Below are 26,625 nucleotides of genomic sequence, written 5' to 3'. Positions count from 1 at the left end.
AAGGCCTCTCCCCCCTCCTTTTCTTTTTAAAATGACCAGTATCAAACTGTTATAGAACACGAAAAAGAGCAAATGGTCATCACCATTCGTGCACATACATTGTTGAAAACAATTAATATAGTAGAAAAACGTCTTTTCGACAAATTACACAAGCTGTGGATAAACAATTCAACAGGCTGTGTAATAACTTTCCACAGGTTATCCACAAATTGTGGATAATATAAATGGGCCAGATAAGTAATTAAGAGTTAAAACACAAATATAATATCAAAATAAACAAGATGGTGCAATGGGTGTCACAAACTTATCCACACACTTTACATCCTGTTGAAAAATAATTATCCACATCGGTTATTTGTGTGAAAAAAATGTCGATAATGGGTGTGGATAGTCTAAATATGCCGGAAAAATATCCACATTCTTGTTTTGAAGGTTTTTTAGGAGGAAAAAAAGAATAAAATGCTGGAAACTAAAAAAGAAGGTTTCTTCGTTTGATAACTTATGTTATGCTTATAAGGTTGATAATAAGAGTTTTATCATTGATATTGACAATCGATGGGTTACACAAATATAATGAGTTAGACTGTCTTAAACAGCTATTCCTCAGGGAGGTGTCATAAATGAAAAGAACGTTTCAACCAAATAACCGTAAGCGTAGTAAAGTTCATGGCTTCCGCAGCCGTATGAGTACTAAAAACGGACGTCTAGTTTTAAAGCGACGCCGCAGCAAAGGTAGAAAAAAATTATCAGCTTAGGCCACTGAATAATGTCAGTGGTCTTTTTTACATAAAATCGTAAATGAACTGTCAGTTTTTATCGGAGTGGAAGAAAACATGAAGAAGCGAAACAGGCTAAAAAAAAATGAAGAGTTTCAAAAGGTGTTCAAAAAAGGTCAATCAATGGCAAATCGCCAATTCGTTATTTACCAGCTGGATCAGCCAAATCAAGTTGAACTGCGTTTAGGATTGTCTGTCAGTAAGAAGATTGGTAATGCAGTGATTAGAAACCGAATTAAACGTCTGATCCGTCAGGTGTTTTTAGAGGAAGGCCATAAGTTAAAGCAAGAAAAAGACTACATTGTCATTGCACGAAAACCAGCGAGTGAATTGACCTTTGAAGAAACAAAGAAGTCTCTCCAACATTTATTTAGAAAATCCGCTGTTTATCAACAACAACCGAAAAAGTCTTCGTAATAGAAACTTTCGTTGAATCAATTTTTAAAAGCGCTTCCTTCATCTAGTGAATTAAAATGAAACCACCACTTTGCAAAGAAAAAATGTTACCATACTGATTAGGTGAGTCACTTTCTTAATCAATTCCAACTTAAATAAAGTTTGAAGTAATGGGAGGAATCTTGTTGAAAAGGCGATTATTACTAATATTTAGCTTGATTGGCGTATTGGTTTTATTGGCAGGATGTACACAGATCAATGAACCAATTACATCAGATAGTAAGGGATTCTGGAATTCTTATATTGTTTACCCGCTATCTCAATTAATCACGTACATGGCAAACTTAACTGGTGAAAACTATGGTGTAGCGATTATTATTGTGACACTATTAATTCGCTTGCTTATTTTACCATTAATGATTAAACAGTTAAGAAGTACAAAAGCGATGCAAGCATTACAGCCTGAATTGAAAAAGCTTCGTGAAAAATATAGCTCTAAAGATCAAAAAACACAGCAGCAGCTTCAGCAGGAAACAATGGCCCTTTTTCAAAAAAATGGCGTCAATCCATTAGCAGGCTGTTTCCCAATTTTAATTCAAATGCCAATCCTTATTGGTTTCTATCATGCAATTATGAGAACAGCAGAAATTAAAAAGCATACATTCTTATGGTTTGACTTAGGCAGCCCAGATCCATTGTTCCTATTACCGATTATTGCGGGTGTAGCTACTTTCATTCAGCAAAAGCTGATGATGGCTGGAAATCCTTCGGACAACCCTCAAATGGCTATCATGTTATGGGTGATGCCGATTATGATCGTTGTGTTTGCAATTAGTTTCCCAGCAGCACTTTCATTGTACTGGGTTGTAGGTAACATTTTCATGATCATTCAAACATTGGTGATTAAAACACCTCAAGTAAAAGTTGATACAAAAGAAAAAGCTGGCGGGAATAAAAAATGAAGGAAATAACTGCTGTCGGTCGTACAATCGAAGAAGCAGTAGATTCCGGACTTAAACAAATTCAGCTACTACAAGAAGAAGTAGAAATCACAATAGTAGATGAAGGAAATAAAGGGTTTTTAGGATTATTTGGTAAAAGACAAGCTGTGGTCAAGTTAGTAGAAAAGATAAATGCATTTAAATTAGCTACACAGTATTTAGATAAAATTGTTAAGTCTATTGATCCTAAAGCAAAGATTATTTCCAAACAGGAACCGAAAAAGATTTCTTACCACATTGATGGAGATAAAACGTCATTAATGATTGGAAAAAGAGGCCAAACACTGTACTCTTTAGAAACGTTGGTACAGCTAGTGTTTAATCGTTATTCTGATCAGTATCATCATATAACAATTGATATTGGCGATTATAGGAAGAAACGACAAGAAGCACTTGAACAATATGCAGTCAAAACAGCAAATCGGGTTTTAAAAACGAAGAGAAAGGTTCATTTAGAACCAATGCCTTCGAATGAACGAAAAATTGTTCATGATGCGATTGCTGCATTCTCTAAAGAACTTGCAACGGCATCTGAAGATACAGGCAGCAAACGTCATGTTGTGGTGCTGTATAAAAAATAGCAGAAAGACTAAGATTCGGCAAAGCTGGATTTTAGTCTTTTTTTATTGAAAAATTGCTTTTTATAGAGGATTCATCCTTTATTTCTAAAAAATGAGTGTGTGATATGGGTGCAAAACGCCAATTTAACAAGTAAGTATAGGGATCAGGGCGTTTAAATTTATTGGATTTAGGTGTAAGATGTGAAGACAAGTTTCAAACGTCGTTATTCACATGTGGATAAGTTAAGTGTTAAAATAGATAAGATGCAAAGCTGTGGATAATTAGATATGGGATACTTTCACTTCGCTTTCATTTATGGTATCTTTAAATTTTGGATTAAGCGTTTTTGATATAGAGATGGACAATGTCCATTTAATAGATAACAGACTGTTTATTAAGTAGAGAAAGAGGTGAATGAGTGATGGATACAATTGCAGCAATTTCTACACCGATGGGTGAAGGAGCAATTGCGATTATTCGTTTAAGCGGGCCTGATGCGGTACAGATTGCTGATCGGATGTATAAAGGTCCCAAGGAGAAAAAACTTGTATCGGTGGATTCACATACGATTCATTATGGTCATATTGTGGACTCTAGCACTGAGCAAGTCATAGAAGAGGTCATGGTGTCAGTATTAAGAGCACCAAAAACATTTACGAGAGAAGACGTTATTGAGATTAACTGCCATGGCGGAATTGTAACGGTCAATAAAGTACTGCAGCTTGCTTTAAGAGAAGGGGCAAGATTAGCGGAGCCAGGTGAGTTTACAAAACGAGCTTTCTTAAATGGAAGAATTGATCTTTCACAGGCTGAAGCGGTAATGGATTTGATTCGTGCAAAGACAGATCGTGCGATGAATGTAGCGATTACTCAAATGGAGGGACGACTCTCCGGTTTGATTAAACGACTTCGCGGTGAGATATTGGAAACTCTGGCTCATGTTGAAGTCAATATTGACTATCCTGAGTATGACGATGTTGAAGAAATGACGCATCGAGTTTTAGTTGAAAAGGCAACATCAGTGAAAAAGGAAATTGAGTCACTGCTAACGACTTCTCAGCAGGGGAAAATACTTCGCGAGGGCTTATCCACTGTTATTATTGGAAGACCGAATGTTGGGAAGTCTTCCTTGTTGAATAGTCTTGTACAGGAAACAAAAGCGATTGTAACGGATATTCCTGGAACAACGAGAGATGTCATTGAGGAGTATGTAAATGTTAGAGGTGTACCGCTTCGTTTAGTCGATACTGCGGGTATACGTGAGACGGAGGACATTGTTGAGCGTATAGGGGTTGAACGATCTAGACAGGTCTTAAAAGAAGCTGACCTGATTTTACTTGTGCTCAATTATAGCGAGGAATTGTCAGAAGAGGATATCAAACTATTTGAGGCAGTCTCAGGCATGGATATCATCGTGATCGTGAATAAGACAGATCTTGAGCCTAAGCTTGATATCGAAAAGGTCAAGCAGTTAGCGAAGGATCGTCCGGTGGTTACTACATCATTATTACAAGAAAAGGGGATTGATGAGCTCGAAATTGCGATTCAATCATTATTCTTCACGGGTTCAATTGAAAGTGGAGATTTAACGTATGTAAGTAACACAAGGCATATTGCCCTTCTCCAGGCAGCAAAACAATCCATTGAGGATGCTCTTGAAGGAATTGAAATGGATGTACCGATCGACATAGTTCAAATAGATTTAACACGCTGCTGGGAACAGCTGGGTGAAATTATTGGGGATGCTGTTCATGAAAGCTTGATTGATCAGTTATTCTCTCAATTCTGTTTAGGAAAGTAAAGGGAGGAACATAAGAAATGGGTTATGAAGCTGGCAATTATGACGTAATCGTCGTGGGTGCCGGTCATGCTGGAGTTGAGGCTGCTCTTGCTTCTGCAAGACAGGGCGCCAAAACACTTGTATTGACTATCAACCTCGATATGGTTGCTTTTATGCCATGTAATCCGTCCGTAGGCGGCCCCGCAAAAGGGATTGTCGTCAGAGAAATTGATGCTCTAGGCGGAGAAATGGCGCGAAATATAGATAAGACGCATATTCAAATGCGCATGCTGAATACGGGGAAAGGACCTGCTGTCCGTGCGTTAAGAGCGCAAGCAGATAAGTTCCAATATCAGCATGAAATGAAAAAAACAATGGAAAATGAACCAAACCTGACAATGCTGCAAGGTATGGTAGATCATTTAATTGTAGAAGATAATGAATGTAAAGGTGTTGTTACTCAAACGGGGGCTAACTATCGTGCAAAGTCTGTTGTATTAACGACAGGGACTTTCTTAAAAGGCCGCATCATTTTAGGAGACTTATCGTATTCAAGTGGTCCAAATAACCAGCAGCCTTCCATTAAATTATCGGATCATTTAGCAGAACTAGGATTCGATTTGGTTCGCTTTAAAACAGGAACACCTCCTCGAGTGAATAGCCACTCGATTGACTATAGTAAAACAGAAATTCAACCAGGTGATGATGTCCCGCGGGCATTCTCCTATGAAACGGTTGAATATATTACTGACCAGCTGCCATGCTGGTTAACATACACGAGTTTAGAGACTCATCAAATTATTGATGAGAATCTTCACCGTTCTCCAATGTATTCAGGTATGATTAAAGGAACTGGCCCTAGATACTGCCCGTCCATTGAAGATAAAGTGGTTCGTTTCAATGATAAACCGAGACATCAAATTTTCTTAGAGCCAGAAGGTCGTAATACGCAGGAAGTTTATGTTCAAGGATTGTCTACAAGTCTTCCGGAGGATGTACAGCAGCGCATGCTTTCAACCATCCCAGGACTCGAGAATGTTCAAATGATGAGAGCGGGTTATGCCATCGAGTATGATGCGATTGTGCCTACTCAGTTGTGGCCTACACTTGAGACGAAGAAAATTTCTGGATTATATACAGCCGGCCAAATTAATGGTACGTCTGGTTATGAGGAAGCAGCAGGTCAAGGGATTATGGCAGGTATTAATGCAGGAAGAAAAGCATTAGGTAAAGAAGAAGTCATTTTAAGCCGATCTGATGCATATATCGGTGTCCTCATCGATGACCTTGTCACAAAAGGAACAAATGAACCATACCGTCTCTTGACATCACGTGCTGAGTATCGTCTACTTCTACGTCATGACAATGCTGATTTAAGATTAACTGAACTTGGCTATCAAATTGGATTAATTTCTGAAGAAAGATTCCAAGCATTCCAGCAGAAAAAAGAAGCCATTGAAGCAGAGAAAAAACGTTTATATTCTGTCATCATTAAACCTACAGCAGAGACTCAAGAATTTATTCGTTCACTCGGTGGAAGTGAGTTGAAGGACGGCATTCGTGCAAGTGATTTAATGAAGCGTCCGGAAATGAATTATGAATCTGTTGTGAAATTAGCTCCTGCTGAAACACCGCTTCCTTCTGATGTGTGTGAGCAGGTAGAGATTCAAATTAAATACGAAGGTTATATTGAAAAGTCACTCCAGCAAGTTGAAAAACTGAAAAAGATGGAGAACAAAAAGATTCCTGATCGTATTGATTATGATGCCATCAAAGGGATTGCAACTGAAGCGAAACAAAAGCTGAAAGAAGTCCGACCGCTTTCTGTTGCACAGGCTTCTCGTATTTCAGGCGTTAACCCTGCTGATATTTCTATCCTTTTAGTATATTTAGAGCAGGGGCGTATTGCGAAGATAGCAGAATAGAAAGGATGTCGGCATGAACATTGAACAATTTACAGCAGCACTAGAGGAGAAAGGGATCACTCTTTCTCCTGTGCAGCTTGAACAATTTGAAACCTACTTCCGCATGCTTGTAGAATGGAACGAGAAAATGAATTTAACGTCCATTACTGAAAAGGAAGAAGTGTATTTGAAGCATTTTTATGATTCAATATCAGCAGCATTTTTTATTGATTTTCACAAAGTGACGACGATTTGTGATATTGGAGCTGGTGCTGGTTTTCCAAGCATTCCTCTTAAAATTTGTTTCCCTCATCTACATGTGACCATTGTTGATTCTCTTCAGAAACGAATTACGTTTCTCAATGAGTTAGCAAAAGGATTAAACTTACAAGATACTACTTTTTATCATGATCGTGCGGAAACGTTTGGACAACGTAAGGAAAAGCGTGAAAGCTATGATCTTGTCACTGCTAGAGCAGTTGCACGTTTATCCGTCTTGAGCGAACTATGCCTGCCTCTAGTGAAAAAGGAAGGATTGTTTGTTGCCTTAAAAGCATCTGCCGCTGATGAAGAAATGCAAGCAGGGAAAAAAGCTGTCACAGTTCTCGGAGGAGAGGTTGTTGAAAAGCATTCCTTTGTTCTTCCTTTAGAAGAAAGCGAACGGAACATCATTGTCATTGAAAAGAAAAAGCAAACACCAAAAAAATATCCTAGAAAACCAGGAACACCTAATAAATCACCAATAGAAGGTTGATCATGTAAAAGGTCGGTTTTTCTTCAATATTTATGATTTTACAGAAGGAAAAAACATGAGAAAATAGAATTATAAAAAGGTAGTTTTTAAAGGTGGTGTAGGTTCATGAAGCATTCACTCTCACGCTTCTTCGGGCTTGGAGACAAAGAACATCCTGAGCGTGAAACCGAAATAGAGGCAGAGATTGCTGAGCATGATACATTAAAGGAAGAGATACAGGAGCTCCCGGTCGACACAATTATGCCAAACCGTTTTCAGCCACGCACCATTTTTTCAGAAGAAAAGATACAAGAGCTGGCCACGACGATTCATACCCATGGCATTATCCAACCGATTGTTGTTAGACCAACAGAAGAAGAAGGAAAATATGAACTGATCGCCGGCGAAAGACGTTGGAGGGCGGTACAGACTCTTCAATGGGAGAAAATCCCCGCTATTATAAAAGATTTTACTGATACGGAAACGGCATCTGTGGCATTGATTGAAAATTTGCAAAGAGAAGAGCTGTCTTCTATTGAAGAGGCTCATGCTTATGCACGTCTTTTAGAGCTTCATGATTTAACACAAGAGGCGCTTGCTCAGCGTTTAGGCAAGGGACAATCAACTGTTGCAAACAAATTAAGACTTTTAAAGTTGCCTGAAGAGGTACAACAAGCCATTTTAGAGAAAAAAATCTCTGAAAGGCATGCACGTTCACTTGTGCCCCTAAAGCTTCCAGAATTACAAATCGCGCTATTGCAGGAAATCATCGAAAAGCAGTTGAATGTGAAACAGACTGAAGAGCGTGTAGTGAAGATGCTTGAACAAAAAACGGATCGCAAACCGAAGCCAAAACGTAAGGCGTTTAGTCGTGATACACGAATTGCGATGAATACCATTCGTCAGTCTCTCCACATGGTAGAAGACAGCGGACTTAAAATAAATACCGAGGAAGAAGAGTTTGAGGAATATATCCAATTAACGATTCGAATCCCTAAATAGAAAAAAGCTGATGAGCGCCACTCGTCAGCTTTTTTTTGTCTTATTTCTAGCACACATTCAATATACATTATATTTATAAATTGGTAAAATATGATTTTAGAAGTTAAAGGAGGTGACAACTACTTGATAAAAATGAAGAAGACTACTTTCGCCATTATTTGTTATTTACTATTTTCTTTTTCTCTTTTTTCAAATGAAGCGACAATATACGCTGTGAAATCGTCAACGGCTCATCATGCGGATGAAAGTTTGATGACCAACGAAGAATTGAACGTTCTGAAGGAGCAAGGTGCTGTTTCTAAAGATGTGACTGTACAGCAATTCAATCAAGAGTATGCGTCTTTCGACGATTCGATCGACTTGATTACAACTGACGATGATTTGAAGAACTATGGATTACGACAAAATAAGCAGGATGAGCTGGTGACGGATGAGAAGCCGCACACCCTCAAGCTCCTTTTAGGAAAGCCGTATCCTGGTACCGATATTATCCCTAAAAAAGGAGATATTTTGGTGACAACCACTGATGCTGTGAAGGGGTTGGTTGGACATGCAGGTATCGTCATTAATGAGAAAAGCTATGCTTCTATTCCAGGGTTACGGCAGCATCCGCAACTAGATTCCATTCATAACTGGTTTCGCTATAGTGCCAATTCAAAGGTAATTCGGATTAATCAAGAGGAAAAGGCAGATTTAGCAGGAGAATGGGCACACGATTATGTGAAAGGTCATCCGAAGGCTCGCTACTCGATCACCATGTCCATTCAATCACTAGATCCGACTTATTGTTCAAAGATTGTGTGGCAGGCCTATGGCAAAACAGGGGACGCATTGGGACATGCGAACTTTACCATTAAGACACCCTATGGATTTTTAAAAAAGAAAAGCTATAAAACAGTAACTCCTAAGGTCATTGTGAGTGAAGGCCGTAAAATAGGTGAATTAAACTTTTGACATGTGACCCTCACTTTTGATGAAAGTGAGGGTTTTGAGCATGTCTATTTCTTGAAAAAGATATATCAATATACTTTTTCGATGCGTTTTCATTCGACCTTTTATGTACGAAAAGGCACATTCACCGACGAATTTATAATAGGGAAACAAAAAAAGCAAACGTTTCATACTTTTTTTGATAGAATAGAAAGTATGAATGAATGAGAAACTTGTTAAGTTGAAAGTGGGTGACATCGTGGGGAAAATCATAGCGATTACCAACCAGAAGGGCGGCGTCGGGAAGACGACAACTTCTGTTAATTTGGGTGCGTGTTTAGCATACATAGGCAAACGAGTGTTGTTGGTTGATATTGATCCGCAGGGCAATGCCACGAGTGGTATTGGGATTGAGAAAGCCGACGTAGAAAAGTGTGTGTACGATATTTTAGTTGATGATGCAGATGTTCTTGATGTGATTAAGACGACAGAGGTCGAAAATCTTGATGTCATTCCTGCGACAATACAGCTTGCAGGGGCTGAAATAGAGCTTGTGCCTACAATCTCACGTGAAGTGAGGCTGAAGAGAGCACTTGAATCTGTTAAGCAGAATTATGATTATATGATTATTGACTGCCCGCCATCACTTGGACTGCTGACGATTAATGCGTTAACTGCATCCGATTCCGTTTTAATACCAGTTCAGTGCGAATATTATGCGCTTGAAGGATTGAGCCAATTGTTAAACACAGTTCGTCTCGTGCAGAAACATTTAAATACCGATCTTGCCATTGAAGGTGTCTTGCTGACAATGCTTGATGCCCGAACAAACCTTGGGATTCAGGTAATCGAAGAAGTGAAGAAGTACTTTAGAGATAAAGTCTATCAAACCGTCATTCCGAGAAATGTCAGGCTGAGTGAAGCGCCTAGTCATGGAAAGCCGATTATTTTGTATGATCCACGTTCAAGAGGTGCAGATGTCTATTTAGACTTAGCAAAGGAAGTGGATGCGAATGGCTAAAGGTCTTGGAAAGGGTATTAATGCACTATTTAACAATGTAGACTCAAATGAAGAAACGGTTGAAGAAATCAAATTAAAGGATTTGCGCCCGAATCCGTATCAACCAAGGAAAACGTTTGATGATGATGCATTGTCTGATCTGAAAGAATCGATTCAGCAGCACGGGGTTTTACAGCCGATCATTGTTCGTAAATCGATTAAAGGATATGACATAGTAGCAGGAGAACGCCGTTTCCGCGCAGCACAACAAGCTGGTCTGACAACAATTCCTGCAATCGTTCGAGAGTTTTCAGAAACACTGATGAGAGAAATTGCCCTCTTAGAAAACCTGCAGCGTGAGGATCTCTCTCCACTAGAGGAAGCGGAAGCATATGCTTCCTTGCTGGATCATCTAAGTGTGACGCAAGAGGAATTAGCGAAGCGATTAGGGAAAAGCAGACCGCATATTGCGAACCATCTCCGTCTGTTGACTTTACCGGATGACATCCAAAAGCTGATTGCAAATGGAACGTTATCAATGGGACATGGCCGCACATTGCTCAGCTTAAAGAACAAAAAGAAGCTGGCGCCTTTGGTAAAGAAAATCGTGGATGAGGGGTTAAACGTACGACAGGTTGAAAAACTTGTTCAGCAGTTAAATGAAAATGTTCCACGTGAAACAAAGAAAAAAGAAGCACCAAAGGATCGAGTGTTGAAAGAAAGAGAGTCTTTCTTACAAAACTACTTTGGTACTTCCGTGACGATCAAGAAACAGAAGAAAAAAGGGAAAATTGAGATTGAATTCCTCTCGAATGAAGATTTAGAAAGAATCCTTGAATTGCTTTCTACGAGGGAATCATCAGAGTGACCATCTTGATATGAGATGGTCTTTTTTATATTCTCCCAGTGATATTTTGAATAGGGGTGAAGAGAGACCGGCTTTTTTCTCTCGTCCAATCCATTTGGTCAATGTGAGATAGACTTTCAGAAAGTGTATTGGCCATAGACATGACAAGATGAAGACGTGTGTTTTGGAGGACGAAGTATTCCATGAAACCACTCACATTGACGATCCCATTAATATGAATATCTCCTACCTCTGGCAGCTCCTTTTGGACACCAGCTCCAGGCTTTAACGGACCATCACCAATTTGGAAGGAACCGACACTTTTCACTCTTCCTAAACAGGCATCAACCGCTACAATAAACGGGTGTTTATGGGCTTGTTCAATTTCAGCGAGTTTTTCTTTTAAATTGACCGCATGCACTGGGTCAGAGAGTGTTCCATATACATGAAGCTTTTTCAAATCCAGACCTGAAAGCTTTGTACCAACAAGTGGACCTAGAGAGTCGCCAGTTGAGCGGTCTGTTCCAATACAGACGATGGCAACGGGTCTTTTTCCTGCTTTCTGAAGATGCGAGAATAAAATACTTTTAAGCTGTTGAATGGCGTTTGTATCCGTATGGGACACGTATTCTTTTACCCTATTTCTAAAAAAAAGACCGTTCTTGCTATTCATAGGTCTCACTTCCTTGTCATAGTAGTTAGTATCAGTATACGGAAACAAGCTTAATTCTATACCTATGAGGTGATGATTGTGTGGAAGGCTGGTTCAAGGTGGACGCTTTTAATTTTAGGAAGCTTAATAGGAGCGGGATATGCTTCCGGCCAGGAAATTTGGCAGTTTTTTGGCATTGATAGCGGACTAGCCATTCTACTGTTTACATTGATGTTTATGCTGTCTACCTATGTGGTGTTAAAAATCAGTTATGAGGTGCGTGCCGATCACTTTGTTCCAGTGCTGGAACGGCTTGTCGGTCCATGGCTGGCTAAGGTGTATGACGTGTTAATTGTCCTATATTTATTCACGACAACGACGGTCATGATTGCCGGCGGCGGTGTGACTCTTGAGATGTATCATGTGCCTTTTTGGATTGGCATCGGCGCGTTTTGTTTGTTTTCATTTATGATTTTTTTCTGGGATGTGAAAGGGCTTTTATCTGTGAATGCTTTCATTATACCAATTTTGGTGGCGGGGCTCATCTATGCGTTTGTTTTTTATTATATGAATCATGATCATGTGTGGCGGATTGATTTTGGGCAGCAGTACAATTGGCCTGCCAGCATTGTCTTTGCTTCTTTGAATATATTATCTGTTGTGGCAGTGCTGTCTTCGGTTGGGAAAGAAATGAAGGGGCTCGGGGAAGCCAAAGTGGCGAGTATATTAAGCGGTCTTATTTTTGGTGTCATCTCGTATGTGTATAACGAAATACTAGTTGATATTTCTGGAAGCCTTTCATCAGAAGGAATTCCTTTGTTTACAGTATTAGAAGGGGCGCCGACTTCTTTGTTTGTGTTTATGACCGTTGTCCTTTGTCTAGCAATTTATACGACGACGGCAGCAGGTTTATTTGGATTATCAAGCCGGATGCTTTCTTTTGTACGAATGCCCCGCTGGCTGGTTGTATTGGTGATGCTTCTTTTGATGGCTCCTTTAACATCTCTTGGATTTGCTGATTTGATTGCTTTCTTGTATCCAATTTATAGTTTGTTGAATCTTTATTTGCTCGTCTGTTTAATGCTGTATCCGATTTTAAGTAAAAAGATATTTTCTCGTCCTAAAAATTATATTGATAAAACAAAATAAGCACCTCTCTTTTTTAGAGCTGTGCTTATTTGATCTGAATTGAATCAATCGCTTCTTTGATATCATCATAGACAGGCATTTGCTTGAGACGCTGGAGGCGATCCTCTAATTCTGAAATGGCCTGTCCCTTTAAATGCTGGGAAATGTGTTGTTTGACAATGGTCGTCTGGTTTATCATGTCTTCTGTTTTAGCCAATTGATACTCCAAGTGCACGCGAGTATTTGCTAATTCGTCGTGCAGCCGCATTTTGAGCAGCCGTTTTAGATCCTTTCGCTGTCCTTCTCTGCGCATGGCCTGAATGGCGGCCATTTCTTCTGGAGACTGTGTTTGTGTGTGTGGTGCCGATTGATTTTCGAATACAGACATGGAGCGGCGGGCACTCACATTTTGCAAGAAACGCTGGGCGTCACTAGGAGGCTTATTTTGATTGATCATGCGATGACTCCTTTCTTAATGAATACCCATTTGCATTGCAAGGCGTCTATCTGCCTTGGCGTAGTCATCACCCATTGTGTACATATGTCTTGAAAGAGCAGAAAGCTCTTGTTCGTAATCCCTCAGGGTGTACAAGGCATTCAGCTGTTTTTCGTGTGAATAAAAGGAGGAATGCGACTGTTCCATCCTCACTTCGTCTACCAGTGCTTCCACATCACTATGACTTAATAAATCATAGTGGCCAAAGCCTACGAGTCCTTTAAGCTCTTGTTTTACATGATGGACGGCGTCTTTTACACTTTCATCAATTCCATCGATTTTTTCAAATACAGTGTGCACTTCATGTTCAATAATGCTTTGCAGATCATAGGATGAATTTTTTAGTAAATGGGATTTTATGATAATTTCAAGTCCGCTTTGTGCATATGCACGTCCAGAATGAATTTCTTGCAGCAGCATGGCTGTAAAACTTGTATTATGATCAAGCTGTTCATCTAAAATACGGGCAGATCCATTCGGATGGAATGAATATCCATTTGCTTTGAATTCACCTGAAACGAGAGCTAAAAAAGCATTTGTATCAAAGGATTCGTTCCATTCTATATTCATAGATGCAAAAGCTGATTTTAAAAAGGTGTCAATTTCCCTTTTTTTGTATTTAACGGATTCTTGGACTGAGTCTTGCTGCCGTGGCGGTACGGTGTACTTGACTTGCCCAACTCCTTGATCATGACGATTGAGTAAACCGACGTAATGACTAGGCTGAATATATTCAGTCAACATGCGTTTATATTGACCTTGCTGCGCCTTTTGCTGAATCGAAGGCGATAGGCTGCTCCATATATTTGGGCTGTCAAAGGTAACGGCTTTTTTGACAGCTGGCTGTTCTGTTGCAACATAAGCACAAACAGCACCGGCAAGTGCTTGTCCAGTGAGATGGATACCTGCATTCGGATGCTTCTGACAGACTTTCTCTATGTATTCCTTCCCTTTAAAAAAGACATGGTCTTGATTGCCGTCAAGGGACTTTCTTTCAATTGGATAGGCATAGTCTGTTTTGAGCAATGACTGTGCCGCATTGTGTACATCTTGCTTAGATGTCACCCTCATTTGATGTGGCAGCGGACAGTGAAAAGCGACGATGAATTCATCTGATTGTTCCGGCTGCATCGTTAAACCATATAATTTTTGGTCGATCTTTAGAAAATCGTGGACAGTGAGTGTTTGCTGACCTATTTCTATCGTATGGTGCTGCTGGTAATTGTCGATATTTCCAGCATGATCGGATATGATTTTATATTCTTTATCAGTTAATCTATCCTTTCGATTGACCATCGTACCTGCTCCCTCACATAACATTTATGCAGATATCATAAATCAAAAAATATGGAAAAACCACCGCGTTCTACCAATAAAAACCTTTTGACCTACAGTGTTTGTGACAATATTGAAAAAAAACGGAGTTTAAGTAACTATTGGTCACAAATAAAATGATCTAAAAGGAGGGTTTTTTCTCTAAAAAAGAATAGGATGAACGATTGAAAGAGACTCTTTGTTTTGTGCATTGCCCTTCATCGCCGTTTTTTTGTACAATAGATTCAATGAAGTGAGCAAGGAGAGGTGAAGGCTGATGGCAGACAAAGCGTTTGGGTTACATGATGTTGTAGAAATGAAAAAGCCCCATCCATGTGGTGCCAATCGGTGGAAGGTCATTCGTTTGGGCATGGATATCCGTATTAAATGTGAAGGCTGCGGACACAGCGTGATGATCCCAAGAAGAGATTTTGAACGAAAAATGAAGAAAATTCTCGTCAAGCATGAGGAGCCAACTGCTTAAGTAGGCCTCATGCTTTTTTTATTAAATTTGTCTTTTCTATAGCAAAGCCAGGTGCATTTTCTCGTTTTGAAGCATTGATTTATTCTTTTTGACGATGTTTCTTCTATTGAAAATGCATGATGGTTAGCTTGTCTTTTCATGTAAACCTACTTATAATTGCTCTAGGTTCATATTACGCAGTATAACGAGCACGTTTGATATAGAGGAGATGAAAGAATGGCTTTAACAGCTGGTATTGTTGGCTTACCTAACGTCGGGAAGTCAACGCTATTTAATGCAATTACACAGGCTGGAGCGGAGTCTGCTAACTATCCGTTTTGTACTATTGATCCAAACGTCGGAATTGTAGAAGTTCCTGACGAGCGTTTACAAAAGCTAACAGAATTGGTGCAGCCGAAAAAGACAGTTCCCACTGCTTTCGAATTCACTGATATTGCGGGTATTGTCAAAGGTGCATCTAAAGGTGAAGGTTTAGGGAATAAATTCCTTTCTCATATTCGACAAGTAGATGCAATTTGTCACGTGGTTAGAGCTTTTGCAGATGATAACATTACACACGTAGCTGGTAAGGTTGATCCTGTGGCAGATATTGAAACGATTAATCTCGAATTGATTTTGGCTGATTTAGAAACAGTTGAAAAGCGTTTAGCTCGTGTGAGTAAGCTTGCAAAACAAAAGGACAAGGAAGCAGTAGCTGAATTTGAGATTTTGTCGAAGCTAATGAACGCATTTGAAGCTGGGAAATCGGCAAGATCTGTAGAATTTACTGATGAGCAGCAAAAGCTTGTGAAACAGCTTCATTTACTCACATCTAAACCAGTTCTTTATGTAGCAAATGTGAGTGAGGATGAAGTAGCGGATCATGAGGGCAACGAATATGTACAGCAAATCCGTGAGTTTGCTTCTGGTGAAAACGCTGAAGTTATCGTCGTTTGTGCGAAGATCGAGTCTGAAATTGCAGAGCTTGAAGGAGAAGAGAAGCAAATGTTCCTTGAAGAGCTTGGTATTAATGAGTCAGGGCTTGATCAGCTAATTAGAGCATCTTACTCTCTTCTAGGATTAGCTACGTATTTCACAGCAGGTGAGCAAGAGGTACGTGCTTGGACATTTAAAAAAGGAATGAAAGCGCCAGAATGTGCTGGAATCATTCACACAGACTTCGAGCGTGGATTTATTCGTGCTGAAACGGTTGCGTATGAGGATTTACTAGCTGGCGGAAGCATGTCTGCTGCTAAAGAAGCAGGAAAAGTTCGTCTAGAAGGTAAAGAATATGTAGTGAAAGATGGAGACGTCATTCATTTCCGTTTTAATGTATAGGTTCTTGTCATAGGCCAAGTAATTTGTTATAATATACAATTGTGAGTAATATAATTTATTGCTCCTTGCCCGTTTAGGGCCGCTTAGACCAAAAGGAGGTGCAATCAGATGAGAAAGTACGAAGTTATGTACATCATCCGCCCAACAGTTGACGATGAGGCTAAAAAAGCAGTTATCGAGCGTTTCAATAACGTGTTAACTTCTAACGGTGCGGAGATCACTGGAACAAAGGATTGGGGTAAACGTCGTCTTGCATACGAAATCAACGATTTCCGTGACGGTTTCTACCAAATCGTAAACGTTCAATCTGACGCTGCAGCAGTTCAAGAATTTGACCGCTTAGCTAAGATCAGTGACGATATCATTCGCCACATTGTTGTTAAAGAAGAAGTATAAATCATTGAAATATATATTTAAAGGTGGTCTTTCAATATGCTAAACCGTGTTGTATTGGTCGGAAGACTAACAAAAGACCCTGAGCTTCGCTACACGCCTAATGGTGCGGCTGTAGCCACGTTTACTCTAGCTGTGAATCGTACGTTTACGAATCAATCTGGAGAGCGTGAAGCCGATTTCATTAACTGTGTTACTTGGAGAAGACAAGCCGAGAACGTGGCTAATTTCTTGAAAAAAGGAAGTCTTGCCGGTGTAGACGGTCGTTTGCAGACAAGAAACTATGAAAATCAGCAAGGACAGCGTGTCTTCGTGACAGAGGTTCAAGCTGAAAGTGTTCAATTTCTTGAGCCTAAGAGCGGCGGTGCTGGTTCAGGTGGATACAGCGGCGGTGGCAATAGCGGAGGCCAGTATTATGGCGGTAGCCAAAACGATCAGAATCCATTTGGAAATGAACCAAGTCAAAATCCATATGGCAATCAAAACAACCAAAATCGTAATCAGGGAAATAGCTTTAATGATGACCCATTTGCGAACGATGGTAAACCGATTGACATCTCCGATGATGATTTGCCATTCTAATTGATCTGAAAAAATGACTAAAGGAAAGGTGTGAAAACAAATGGCAGGTGGACGCAGAGGCGGTCGTGCGAAACGTCGTAAAGTATGTTTCTTTACTTCTAACGGTATCACGCACATCGATTACAAAGATGTTGATCTTCTTAGAAAGTTTGTTTCTGAGCGTGGTAAAATTTTACCTCGTCGTGTAACAGGAACTAGCGCTAAGTATCAACGTAAATTGACTTTAGCGATCAAAAGATCACGTCAAATGGCATTACTTCCATACGTTACTGGTGAGTAAGTCGTTGACTTAAAAAGCGGAGAGCCCCGAGCTCTTCGCTTTTTTTATTTTCCTCACTGTGAATCTCATCTATTTTTGCTAGAGTTGTTTTTGACAGTCAACCGAAGGGAAGTATGTAAAAGTGACAGTTTATTCTATACAAATATGAGGTTGATCTGTCATATTGATAGTCTAGAAAATAATTGCAGTCAGGGCGTGGGAAGATGATTGAATTTAAAAAGGTATCGATGCAATTTTCTGATGAGCGCTATGCCGTTCAATCCGTTGATTTGGAGATTCAGAAAGGTGAGTTTTTTGTATTGATTGGACCTAGTGGCAGCGGGAAAACGACGACATTGAAAATGATCAATCGTCTCATTTCTTCTACAGAAGGTGAGATTTACATAAAGGGTCAAAAAATAAGTGAGTATGATATGTATGAGCTGCGCTGGGATATCGGTTATGTTTTGCAGCAAATTGCGCTTTTTCCTCATATGACCATAGAAGAAAATATTGCTGTGGTGCCAGAGCTTAAACAATGGAGCCGGAATGAGACCAATCAGCGTGTCGATGAACTCATGTTGATGGTCGGGCTTGATCCTGCTATGTATCGGCATCGAAAGCCAGCAGAGCTCTCTGGTGGACAGCAGCAGCGTGTCGGTGTGGCACGTGCACTTGCAGCTGATCCTGAGATCGTCCTGATGGATGAACCTTTTAGTGCGTTAGATCCACTAACGAGGGAGAAATTGCAGGATGATCTGCTTGATTTGCAGCGCCGTATACAAAAAACCATTGTTTTTGTGACGCATGATATGCAGGAAGCTATGAAGCTGGGTGATCGGATTTGTGTGATGAATGAAGGAAAAGTAGTGCAGATCGGACGTCCTGAGGAATTGGTTCAACATCCAGCCAATGCCTTTGTACAGGAGTTTGTTTCAGGGGCTGCCCGCCATGTGGGACATCAAGCTTTTGAGCTGGAAATCTTGGCACAACCGATAGCCCACGAAGCTCTTTTACCCTATGAGGCGGTCTCAGCACATGCCTCACTGGATGAAGTCTTGTCTCAATTGGCAAAGCACGAGGAATTGGCTGTTGAAAAGAATGGAGAGCGGATTGGACTAGTGAATCGTCAAGCAGTAATTCAGTATTTAGCTGATTCTCCTAAAGAGAGGGGCGAGTCACATGAATGATTGGACCCGTGTGTTATGGGAACGCAAAGAACAATTGGGACACGCCTTACTTGAGCATATTCAAATTTCTTTTATTGCTTTATTTTTAGCGATTTTGATTGCTATTCCATTAGGTATCTATTTAACGAGGGTTCCAAAGCTAGCGGAGTGGGTCATCGGGGTGACGGCCGTCTTACAAACGATTCCGTCGCTCGCACTTCTTGGCTTGTTGATTCCTCTCGTGGGGATTGGGCAAGTACCTGCGATTATTGCGCTTGTGGTCTATGCCCTACTCCCTATTTTAAGAAATACATATACAGGCATTCAGGAGGTTGATCCTTCTCTGAGAGAAGCGGCACAGGCCATGGGGATGAATCATCGCAAACGGTTATTAAAGGTAGAGCTTCCTCTTGCTATGCCAGTCATCATGGCGGGTATTCGAACCGGGATGGTACTCATTGTGGGGACCGCCACCCTGGCAGCACTGATCGGGGCTGGGGGATTAGGAAGCTTAATCTTGCTGGGAATTGATCGAAATGATATGTCTCTCATTGTTATTGGCGCGATACCAGCTGCCTTACTTGCACTCTTATTTGATGTGGTGCTGCGAACCTTTGAGAAGATTTCCTTTAAAAAGACTGTGATTTCTGTGACTGTTTTTGCTCTGATTGCAGGAGCGGTTGTCGCTGCCCCCTCGCTGTTTCAGCAAGAAAGGAAAGAAATCACCATTGGCGGAAAGTTAGGATCAGAGCCTGAGATTTTGATCTCGATGTATAAGCTTTTAATTGAACAGGATACAGATATTCAAGTGAACCTGAAGCCCGGTCTTGGTAAGACGTCCTTTGTTTTTCAGGCTTTACGTTCTGGTGATATCGACATTTATCCTGAGTTTACAGGTACAGCAATCTCTGAATTCCTCAAAGAAACAGCGAAAAGCACAGATAAAAGAAAAGTGTATGAGCAAGCGCGGCGCGGATTGGAATCGTCCTTTCAGCTCCGCCTTCTTGAGCCCATGGCATACAACAATACGTATGCTTTAGCCGTGCCGCAGTCGCTGGCTGATCAATATGAGGTGTCCAACATTTCAGATCTAGGTAAAATCAAAAATCGTATAAAAGCTGGATTCACCTTAGAATTTTCTGATCGTCAGGATGGGTATCGAGGCATTCAAAAAGCCTATCAATTTTCCTTTGACGATGTTGTGACGATGGAGCCGAAGCTACGGTATCGAGCGATTCAAAAAGGAGATATCAATTTGGTCGATGCGTATTCGACAGACAGTGAATTGAGACAATACAAATTAAAGGTGCTTGATGATGATCAGCATGTTTTCCCGCCATATCAAGGAGCACCGCTGCTCAGGCAGGAGACATTAACTGAATTCCCTGAAATTGAGACCTCTCTCAATAAGCTTGCGGGTCAAATCACAGACGATGAGATGAGAGAAATGAATTATGAAGTCAATGTGAAGGGGAAGGATGCATTTCAGGTAGCGAAAGCCTATTTAAAAAAGAAAAAATTGCTGCAATAATCCAAGGAAAAGCAGAGCTGTTTCATGCAAAACAGCTCTGCTTTTTTAAAAGAAAAACAAAAATCATTGACATTTACTTAAAAACATCATATCCTTAATTCGAGATAAATATATTTTTTTGATCTAATATCTCGAATTCGAGATAATATAAAGACGTCAGTAAAGACATAATGAATAGAGGCTTATTACTTCATGATTAGGAGGTCATTAGAAGTGAAAAAAACAGAAGGAATTCACCATATTACAGCTATTGTCGGTCATCCTCAGGAGAACGTTGATTTTTATGCAGGTGTTTTAGGACTTCGTCTCGTGAAGAAGACCGTAAATTTTGATGATCCGGGCACATACCATTTATATTTTGGAAATGAAGGCGGCTCTCCAGGGACCATTATTACGTTTTTCCCTTGGCCGGGGGCACAAAAAGGTCAAATTGGTGCAGGGCAAGTGGGCGTGACGACATATGTTGTACCGACAGGCGCTTTCTCTTTCTGGAAGGATCGTCTTGAGCAGTTTAATGTTTCTTATGAAACGGTTGAACGCTTTGGCGAAGCTTTTCTCTCATTTGAAGATCCACATGGCTTATTGATTGAGCTAGTAGAACGTGCGGAAGGAAAGCAAAACGAGTGGACATTTAATGGTGTCACACCAGATGTAGCCATTAAAGGATTTGGCGGAGCTGTTTTATTAACATCACAGCCGGAGCAAACGATGCAGCTGCTAGAGCAAACGATGGGACTTGAACGAGTCGGAGAAGAAGGAGACTATGTGAGATTCCGTTCGTTTGGTGAAATAGGCAATGTCATTGATGTGAACATCACACCTGTTCCACGAGGACGTATGGGTGTTGGAGTTGTGCACCATATTGCATGGAGAGCAACAGATGATCAGGACCAATTAGATTGGCAAAGCCATATTGCACAAAGCGGGTATCAAGTGACACCTGTGCAAGATCGAAATTATTTTAATGCTATTTATTTTAGAGAGCTTGGCGGCATATTATTTGAGATTGCTACTGATCCTCCAGGGTTTGCACACGATGAATCAGTGGAAACAATGGGTGAAGCATTGAAACTGCCACCGCAATATGAGACGCAGCGCAGTCAGATTGAACAAATTGTACTGCCAATTGAAGTGAGAGAAGTTAAAGGGAAAGGAGATTCATGATGAAGCATCTTTTTCGAAAAGGAAAGAATGAACAAAAACCTGTGCTGTTATTACTGCATGGAACTGGCGGGACGGAAGAAGATTTATTGCCGCTTGCACAGATAGTAGATCCTGATGCATCTGTTCTTAGTGTGAGAGGGAATGTATTAGAAAACGGCATGCCGCGTTTTTTCAGACGTTTGGCAGAGGGTGTATTTGATGAGCAGGATTTGATTGAGCGTACAGAGGAACTATATACATTTATCGGCGAAGCAGCTGATGAATATGGGTTTGATCGTCACAATGTGGTGGCTATCGGATATTCCAATGGGGCAAACATTGCTGGAAGCTTGTTATTCCATTATGGGGATGCTTTAAAAGGAGCTATCCTGCATCATCCAATGGTTCCAAGACGCGGGGTTTCGTTGCCTTCATTAGCGGGGAAGCAAGTCTTTATAGCAGCTGGTGAAAATGACCCAATGTGCCGTCCAGAGGAATCACAGGAGCTGGAGCAATTGCTGCAGGGTGCAGGCGCATCGGTTACACTTCATTGGGAAAATCGCGGACATCAGCTAACGAGAGAAGAAGTCGATGCTGCGGCTTTATGGTATCGTCGTCAATTTTAAATAAGGTGGGGAATACAGGTGGGATTTTTACAGAAGCTTTTTGGGCAAAACAAACAAAAGGAGCTGGAACAAATGGAAAACGTAAAATTAGCGATTATTTATTATAGTTCAACAGGTACAAACTATCAGATGGCGAAATGGGCTGAAGCTGGAGCAAAAGAAGCTGGCGCAGAGGTCAAAGTATTAAAGGTTGCTGAATTGGCACCAGAAGCAGTTGTCGCTTCAAATCCAGCATGGAAAGCACATTTAGACGAAACAAAGGATGTGCCAGAGGTTCAATTAAGTGATTTAGAGTGGGCAGATGCCATCATCTTTAGCATGCCGACACGTTTCGGTAACCTGCCAGCTCAAATGAAGCAGTTCTTAGATACAACAGGCGGCTTGTGGTTCCAAGGTAAATTGGCAAACAAAGCAGTCAGCGCGATGACTTCAGCTCAAAACGCAAATGGCGGACAGGAGCAGACGGTTCTCAGCCTATATACGACGATGTTCCACTGGGGAGCCATTATTGCCGCTCCTGGATACACAGATGATTCCTTATACGGTGCAGGGGGCAACCCTTATGGCGTAAGTGTCACTGTTGACCAAAATGGAAAAATCCAAGAGGATGCAGAAGCAGCTGTGAAACATCAGGCAAAACGTACAGTCAATGTGGCAGAATGGATCAAAAAAGGTCAAAACGCTTAATAGATGTATACAAAAAGAATGCAGCCTCGCCGCTGCATTCTTTTTTTCATTAATAAGGATCTGATGGTGTGCTGTTGTTGATGGCTTCGTCCACGGCTTGAGCAGCACCTGTAGAGCCGATAGGTCCACTTGGCTGTTCTTGTTTAAAGGCTTTTAAGCCGTCAGCGACACGCTTTCCGTAATCGGGGTCTGCTTTTGTAAAGTTTTCAATCATTTGGTCTTGAATGTCCTTTTGACATGTCGCAAGAGTATTGACTAAGTTCTTAATCAGTTCCTCACGCTCCCAATCATTAAAACGGCGATACGTTTCTCCCGCTTGTCCAAAATTGTTTGGGCGGTCAATGGCTTCTCGTTTGACTTCACCCTCTACAAAAGGCGTATGATCCTTTCCATCCTGTTTGGCTTCTTTTAATCCTCCGAGGATCGATGGCTCATAATTCACATGGGGATTTTGGCCTTTGCCTTGATCGACATGGTATTCCATTTGACCGTCTCTCTGATTGGTGGCGACATGCTTTTTCGGTGCATTGATCGGGAGCTGTAAATAGTTTGGCCCTACACGATATCGCTGCGTGTCAGAGTAGGAGAAGGTACGGCCTTGAAGCAATTTATCATCTGAGAAATCTAAACCGTCTACGAGTACGCCAGTCCCAAAGGCAACCTGCTCGACTTCTGCGAAATAGTTTTCTGGATTTTTGTTTAATACCATCCGTCCGATTGGTTTCCATGGATAGTCATCCTTGTACCAAAGCTTTGTCGGGTCTAGCGGGTCAAAGTCGAGGTGAGGGTGGGCATCATCTTCCATGATCTGTGCATATACCTCCCATTCAGGATAATCTCCTTGCTCAATCGCTTCATATAAATCCTGTGTGGCATGGTTAAAATTTTCTCCCTGGATCGCTTGCGCCTGTTCTTGGGTCAGGTTGCGAATGCCTTGTTTCGGTTCAAAATGATATTTAACCAGCACCGCTTTTCCTTCATGGTTGACCCATTTGTACGCATGGACACCTGAGCCTTGCATGTGCCGGTATGTAGCTGGGATGCCCCATGGTGAAAAGAGAAATGTCACCATATGCGTCGCCTCAGGTGATTGTGAGACAAAATCAAAAATACGCTCGCCGTCCTGACGATTGGTGACAGGATCAGGCTTAAAGGCATGAACCAAATCAGGGAACTTTAAAGCATCTCGAATAAAGAAAATTTTCAGGTTGTTCCCTACAAGATCCCAGTTGCCTTCCTCTGTATAAAATTTAATCGCAAACCCTCTCGGATCGCGTAATGTTTCTGGCGAATGACCGCCGTGAATCACAGAAGAAAAACGAACGAAAACAGGCGTCTTTTTCCCTTTTTCCTGAAACAATTTTGCCCTCGTATAGGTGGAGATGGGTTCATCCCCGAATGTGCCGTAGGCTTCAAAGTAACCGTGAGCTCCGGCACCGCGTGCATGTACAACACGTTCAGGGATGCGTTCACGATCAAAATGACTGATTTTTTCTAGGAAATCGTAGTTTTCAAGCGTAGTGGGTCCTCTATTCCCAACAGTTCTCATATTTTGATTATCTGTTACGGGATGACCTTGCCGATTCGTTAAGGTTTCTTCTGACTCTGAAGATGATTTAGGCTGTTGATCTTCTTTCAATTCGAATCCCTCCTTCAATATCTCCCTAACAATATGGTCATGTTGCTCCCTGTTTCATACAAGGATTGATATAATGATTGAAAACTTTCACGAGGAGCAAACCAGATGATTCGATTACACTGCCTTCACGCCCATCCATCCAATCAATCATATATAGAAGATGTTTTTGGTGATATAGATGTTGATTTGCATCACAGGGTCGATTCATCATTTATAGAACGCGCGACACAAGATCCTGCATTTGATCAACACAAGCAGCAAATGTATGCTATCAACAGATTAAAACAAGAAAGTGAAGCCGATCTCATTCTGCTCACGTGTACACAATACATTGCCGCTTTGGGTGATCAGCAGCACCTTTTTAAACAACCGATTGTTCCGATCGATGAACCGTTATTTGAGCTGATTTGTGAGAAACAAAGGCCTCTTCAACTGGTGTTTTCCAACCCAGATACAGTGGAAGGGACGATGGATCGGCTTGAATCATATGGCACAGAGCGCGGCAAACAGCTTGAAGTAGAAATGGTTGTGATGGAGGATGTCTTTCATCTCTGCCTAGACGGTGATATGCAAGCTTATGATGAACAAATCAAGGAGCAGCTGAGAAAATGTATGAAGCAAAAAGGGAGAGACATTTGTGTGATGCAGCTTTCGATGGTTCATGCGGCAAAGCAGGTGGAGCGGGAGACAGGCGTTTCTATCATTCATCCGCTTTCTCCACTAAAACAGTTTGTCCATCAAACACTATCCGCTTGGAAAGAGTGAACCCATCAGGTTCGCTCTTTTTGTATAGGAACGTAAATGCGATGACATGTTAAAAAATAACCGAGCGCAAACTATTTTCAAAAGGTGCGCGTCTATCCAATGTAAGAAATAACAGATGCGCATTTAAGATAAAGGAGCTCTTTGTAAAATGAAGAAACGAAAAATAGACGATCAATTTGCGGATTACGTCATGGAACATAAACACAGTTTTTATCGGTTGTCCTATAGTTATGTCAAAAACCCAGAAGATGCTATGGATGTTGTTCAGGAGGCCATTCATAAAGCACTCAAATCTGTTCACCGATTAGAGGACGCGAGCAAGATGCATAGCTGGTTTTATAAAATCGTGGTGAACGCTGCCCTAGACTTTTTACGAAAGAAGAAGCGGGTGCAGGTGACAGATGATGATACGCTTGAATTCTTATCTCAGGGCGAATCAGATGTATACGAGGATCAAGACGTCAAACGGGCTATAGAGGATTTGCCTGAGATGTATCGAGTCGTCATTATTTTGAGATTCTTTGAAGATTTAAAACTAGAGGACATCGCCCAGATTCTCGATGAAAATGAAAACACCATTAAAACAAGATTATATAAGGCGCTGCGGCTTTTAAAAGTAGAATTATCACAGGAGGAAATATAAATGGATAAGTATTTGGAACATTTAAAAGATGAATATTTAGAAATTCCTATTCCACCGGAATATGATGCGATGGTTGAACGAACGTTAAAAAGAAAAAATAAAAAACCTCATTTTCAGCAATGGACTATCGGACTTGTTGCGGCGGCAGCTCTTTTTGTCACAACTGTTAATGTCAGTCCACAGGCAGCAAGAGCGATTTCAGAGGTACCTGTCATTGGCGAGCTGGTGAAAGTCGTGACATTTACAGAATTCAAAAAAAGCGATCAAGGAACGGATATTGATCTCAAAACACCACATGTTTCAGGGCTTGGGGACGGAACATTACAAGACAGCCTGAATCAAAAATATTTAGCTGAAAACAAAAAGCTGTATCAAGATTTTGAAAAGGAAACAAAGGGTTATAAAAATGGTCATTTAAGTGTTGAGAGCGGTTATGAAGTGAGAACGAACAATGATCAAATCCTTTCACTAGGCCGATACAAGGTGACGACTCAGGCTTCTGCGGCAGAGGAAATGACGTATGATACGGTTGATAAGAAAAACCATGTACTCATTACATTACCAAGCCTGTTTAAAGATGATCGTTATATTGATGTGATTAGTGAAAATATTAAAGAACAAATGAAGAAACAGATGAAAGAGGATTCAGACAAAATATACTGGATTGGCAAGGAAGAAACAGATCCATTTAAGAAAATTAAGCCGGATCAAAACTTCTATATCAATTCAAAAGGAAAGCTTGTGATTTCCTTTAATGAATATGATGTGGCTCCTGGTTACATGGGTGTTGTTGAATTTACGATCCCAACAAGTGTGCTAAAGGATGTTCTCGTTAGTGATATGTATATTCATTAAAAAGAATATAGA

General features: G+C 40.8%; 29 protein-coding genes. 25 read left to right on the top strand and 4 right to left on the bottom strand.

Annotation, left to right across the window (positions count from 1 at the left end; all coding sequences use genetic code 11):
• The first annotated feature begins 620 nt into the window (after positions 1 to 620).
• The 11 genes from rpmH to NSS76_RS19280 all read left to right on the top strand — a co-directional run bounded on the left by rpmH (position 621) and on the right by NSS76_RS19280 (position 10,951).
• Positions 621 to 755, top strand: a complete 135-nt coding sequence (gene rpmH / locus NSS76_RS19330) for a 50S ribosomal protein L34 (RefSeq protein WP_073208224.1) — start codon at positions 621 to 623, stop codon at positions 753 to 755.
• 78 nt (positions 756 to 833) lie between these two features.
• On the top strand, positions 834 to 1,193 hold the full coding sequence (rnpA, locus tag NSS76_RS19325) for a ribonuclease P protein component (RefSeq protein ID WP_024427652.1): 360 nt from the start codon (positions 834 to 836) through the stop codon (positions 1,191 to 1,193).
• A 158-nt stretch (positions 1,194 to 1,351) separates the two neighbouring features.
• Complete coding sequence (spoIIIJ, locus tag NSS76_RS19320) at positions 1,352 to 2,134, top strand: YidC family membrane integrase SpoIIIJ (RefSeq protein ID WP_087976621.1); 783 nt, start codon at positions 1,352 to 1,354, stop codon at positions 2,132 to 2,134.
• Positions 2,131 to 2,754: an RNA-binding cell elongation regulator Jag/EloR gene (gene jag / locus NSS76_RS19315; RefSeq protein WP_024424071.1), complete on the top strand. Its 624-nt coding sequence runs from the start codon at positions 2,131 to 2,133 to the stop codon at positions 2,752 to 2,754. Before spoIIIJ ends, jag begins: the two co-directional genes overlap by 4 nt.
• A 401-nt stretch (positions 2,755 to 3,155) precedes the next feature.
• A complete protein-coding gene (gene mnmE / locus NSS76_RS19310) occupies positions 3,156 to 4,535 on the top strand; it encodes a tRNA uridine-5-carboxymethylaminomethyl(34) synthesis GTPase MnmE (RefSeq protein ID WP_024424070.1) in 1,380 nt (459 codons plus the stop codon).
• A 17-nt stretch (positions 4,536 to 4,552) separates the two neighbouring features.
• Entirely contained in the window at positions 4,553 to 6,439 is a 1,887-nt protein-coding gene (gene mnmG / locus NSS76_RS19305; protein WP_024424069.1) for a tRNA uridine-5-carboxymethylaminomethyl(34) synthesis enzyme MnmG, read from the top strand.
• Between the two features lie 13 nt (positions 6,440 to 6,452).
• Complete coding sequence (rsmG, locus tag NSS76_RS19300) at positions 6,453 to 7,172, top strand: 16S rRNA (guanine(527)-N(7))-methyltransferase RsmG (RefSeq protein ID WP_024424068.1); 720 nt, start codon at positions 6,453 to 6,455, stop codon at positions 7,170 to 7,172.
• 105 nt (positions 7,173 to 7,277) lie between these two features.
• Positions 7,278 to 8,153 (top strand): nucleoid occlusion protein, encoded by an 876-nt coding sequence (gene noc / locus NSS76_RS19295; protein WP_024424067.1) that lies wholly within the window; start codon positions 7,278 to 7,280, stop codon positions 8,151 to 8,153.
• A gap of 126 nt (positions 8,154 to 8,279) precedes the next feature.
• Positions 8,280 to 9,107: a hypothetical protein gene (locus NSS76_RS19290; RefSeq protein WP_024424066.1), complete on the top strand. Its 828-nt coding sequence runs from the start codon at positions 8,280 to 8,282 to the stop codon at positions 9,105 to 9,107.
• A 235-nt stretch (positions 9,108 to 9,342) separates the two neighbouring features.
• Positions 9,343 to 10,104: a sporulation initiation inhibitor protein Soj gene (gene soj, locus NSS76_RS19285; RefSeq protein WP_008360890.1), complete on the top strand. Its 762-nt coding sequence runs from the start codon at positions 9,343 to 9,345 to the stop codon at positions 10,102 to 10,104.
• On the top strand, positions 10,097 to 10,951 hold the full coding sequence (locus NSS76_RS19280; RefSeq protein ID WP_024424064.1) for a ParB/RepB/Spo0J family partition protein: 855 nt from the start codon (positions 10,097 to 10,099) through the stop codon (positions 10,949 to 10,951). Before soj ends, NSS76_RS19280 begins: the two co-directional genes overlap by 8 nt.
• Before the next feature lie 25 nt (positions 10,952 to 10,976).
• Here NSS76_RS19280 and yyaC read toward each other — a convergent pair whose 3' ends face one another.
• Complete coding sequence (gene yyaC / locus NSS76_RS19275; protein ID WP_024424063.1) at positions 10,977 to 11,603, bottom strand: spore protease YyaC; 627 nt, start codon at positions 11,601 to 11,603, stop codon at positions 10,977 to 10,979.
• 72 nt (positions 11,604 to 11,675) lie between these two features.
• Here yyaC and NSS76_RS19270 point away from each other — a divergent pair, with 72 nt between their 5' ends.
• Positions 11,676 to 12,731 (top strand): YkvI family membrane protein, encoded by a 1,056-nt coding sequence (locus NSS76_RS19270; RefSeq protein WP_073208213.1) that lies wholly within the window; start codon positions 11,676 to 11,678, stop codon positions 12,729 to 12,731.
• A 25-nt stretch (positions 12,732 to 12,756) separates the two neighbouring features.
• Here the strand turns inward: NSS76_RS19270 and NSS76_RS19265 are convergent, their stop codons facing one another.
• A complete protein-coding gene (locus tag NSS76_RS19265) occupies positions 12,757 to 13,167 on the bottom strand; it encodes a hypothetical protein (protein WP_024424061.1) in 411 nt (136 codons plus the stop codon).
• A gap of 15 nt (positions 13,168 to 13,182) precedes the next feature.
• A complete protein-coding gene (locus NSS76_RS19260; RefSeq protein WP_024424060.1) occupies positions 13,183 to 14,502 on the bottom strand; it encodes a hypothetical protein in 1,320 nt (439 codons plus the stop codon).
• Between the two features lie 295 nt (positions 14,503 to 14,797).
• Between NSS76_RS19260 and NSS76_RS19255 the strand changes: the two genes are divergently transcribed.
• From NSS76_RS19255 to wrbA, 10 genes are all read left to right on the top strand, one after another.
• Positions 14,798 to 15,004 (top strand): DUF951 domain-containing protein, encoded by a 207-nt coding sequence (locus tag NSS76_RS19255; protein WP_008347561.1) that lies wholly within the window; start codon positions 14,798 to 14,800, stop codon positions 15,002 to 15,004.
• Positions 15,005 to 15,220: 216 nt separating this feature from the next.
• The gene (gene ychF, locus NSS76_RS19250; RefSeq protein ID WP_024424059.1) at positions 15,221 to 16,321 is read left to right on the top strand and encodes a redox-regulated ATPase YchF; all 1,101 of its coding nucleotides are present in this window, start codon (positions 15,221 to 15,223) and stop codon (positions 16,319 to 16,321) included.
• A gap of 108 nt (positions 16,322 to 16,429) precedes the next feature.
• Positions 16,430 to 16,717, top strand: coding sequence for a 30S ribosomal protein S6 (gene rpsF, locus NSS76_RS19245; protein WP_024424058.1), 288 nt, complete (start codon positions 16,430 to 16,432; stop codon positions 16,715 to 16,717).
• 36 nt (positions 16,718 to 16,753) lie between these two features.
• Positions 16,754 to 17,296 carry a single-stranded DNA-binding protein SsbA gene (ssbA, locus tag NSS76_RS19240; protein ID WP_007497456.1) on the top strand — a complete coding sequence of 181 codons (543 nt, stop codon included), beginning with the start codon at positions 16,754 to 16,756 and terminating at the stop codon, positions 17,294 to 17,296.
• A 40-nt stretch (positions 17,297 to 17,336) separates the two neighbouring features.
• Positions 17,337 to 17,576, top strand: a complete 240-nt coding sequence (gene rpsR / locus NSS76_RS19235) for a 30S ribosomal protein S18 (RefSeq protein WP_008359105.1) — start codon at positions 17,337 to 17,339, stop codon at positions 17,574 to 17,576.
• 203 nt (positions 17,577 to 17,779) lie between these two features.
• Positions 17,780 to 18,745 (top strand): ABC transporter ATP-binding protein, encoded by a 966-nt coding sequence (locus tag NSS76_RS19230; RefSeq protein ID WP_172880926.1) that lies wholly within the window; start codon positions 17,780 to 17,782, stop codon positions 18,743 to 18,745.
• Positions 18,738 to 20,255: an osmoprotectant update ABC transporter permease/substrate-binding subunit OpuFB gene (opuFB, locus tag NSS76_RS19225; RefSeq protein ID WP_024424056.1), complete on the top strand. Its 1,518-nt coding sequence runs from the start codon at positions 18,738 to 18,740 to the stop codon at positions 20,253 to 20,255. The genes NSS76_RS19230 and opuFB overlap by 8 nt, the downstream gene beginning before the upstream one ends.
• Before the next feature lie 192 nt (positions 20,256 to 20,447).
• Positions 20,448 to 21,419: a ring-cleaving dioxygenase gene (locus tag NSS76_RS19220; protein ID WP_044333140.1), complete on the top strand. Its 972-nt coding sequence runs from the start codon at positions 20,448 to 20,450 to the stop codon at positions 21,417 to 21,419.
• Positions 21,416 to 22,024: an alpha/beta hydrolase gene (locus NSS76_RS19215; RefSeq protein WP_044333137.1), complete on the top strand. Its 609-nt coding sequence runs from the start codon at positions 21,416 to 21,418 to the stop codon at positions 22,022 to 22,024. The genes NSS76_RS19220 and NSS76_RS19215 overlap by 4 nt, the downstream gene beginning before the upstream one ends.
• 72 nt (positions 22,025 to 22,096) lie before the next feature.
• Complete coding sequence (wrbA, locus tag NSS76_RS19210) at positions 22,097 to 22,711, top strand: NAD(P)H:quinone oxidoreductase (protein ID WP_034283654.1); 615 nt, start codon at positions 22,097 to 22,099, stop codon at positions 22,709 to 22,711.
• A 49-nt stretch (positions 22,712 to 22,760) separates the two neighbouring features.
• Here the strand turns inward: wrbA and katX are convergent, their stop codons facing one another.
• Positions 22,761 to 24,371, bottom strand: a complete 1,611-nt coding sequence (gene katX, locus NSS76_RS19205; protein ID WP_406846203.1) for a catalase KatX — start codon at positions 24,369 to 24,371, stop codon at positions 22,761 to 22,763.
• Between the two features lie 84 nt (positions 24,372 to 24,455).
• Between katX and NSS76_RS19200 the strand changes: the two genes are divergently transcribed.
• From NSS76_RS19200 to NSS76_RS19190, 3 genes are all read left to right on the top strand, one after another.
• On the top strand, positions 24,456 to 25,115 hold the full coding sequence (locus NSS76_RS19200) for a hypothetical protein (RefSeq protein ID WP_341082647.1): 660 nt from the start codon (positions 24,456 to 24,458) through the stop codon (positions 25,113 to 25,115).
• Between the two features lie 148 nt (positions 25,116 to 25,263).
• Positions 25,264 to 25,758, top strand: a complete 495-nt coding sequence (locus NSS76_RS19195; RefSeq protein WP_073208195.1) for an RNA polymerase sigma factor — start codon at positions 25,264 to 25,266, stop codon at positions 25,756 to 25,758.
• A complete protein-coding gene (locus NSS76_RS19190; protein ID WP_024424049.1) occupies positions 25,759 to 26,613 on the top strand; it encodes a DUF3298 and DUF4163 domain-containing protein in 855 nt (284 codons plus the stop codon). It abuts the gene before it with no gap.
• The last annotated feature ends 12 nt before the right edge of the window (positions 26,614 to 26,625 follow it).

Origin of the sequence: Bacillus sp. FSL R5-0654, from assembly GCF_038008745.1 — a bacterium.
GTDB classification, from domain to species: Bacteria; Bacillota; Bacilli; order Bacillales; family Bacillaceae; genus Bacillus; species Bacillus safensis.
Note: the sequence above shows the minus strand (reverse complement) of the source record. Positions and strands in the feature narration are given on the sequence as shown.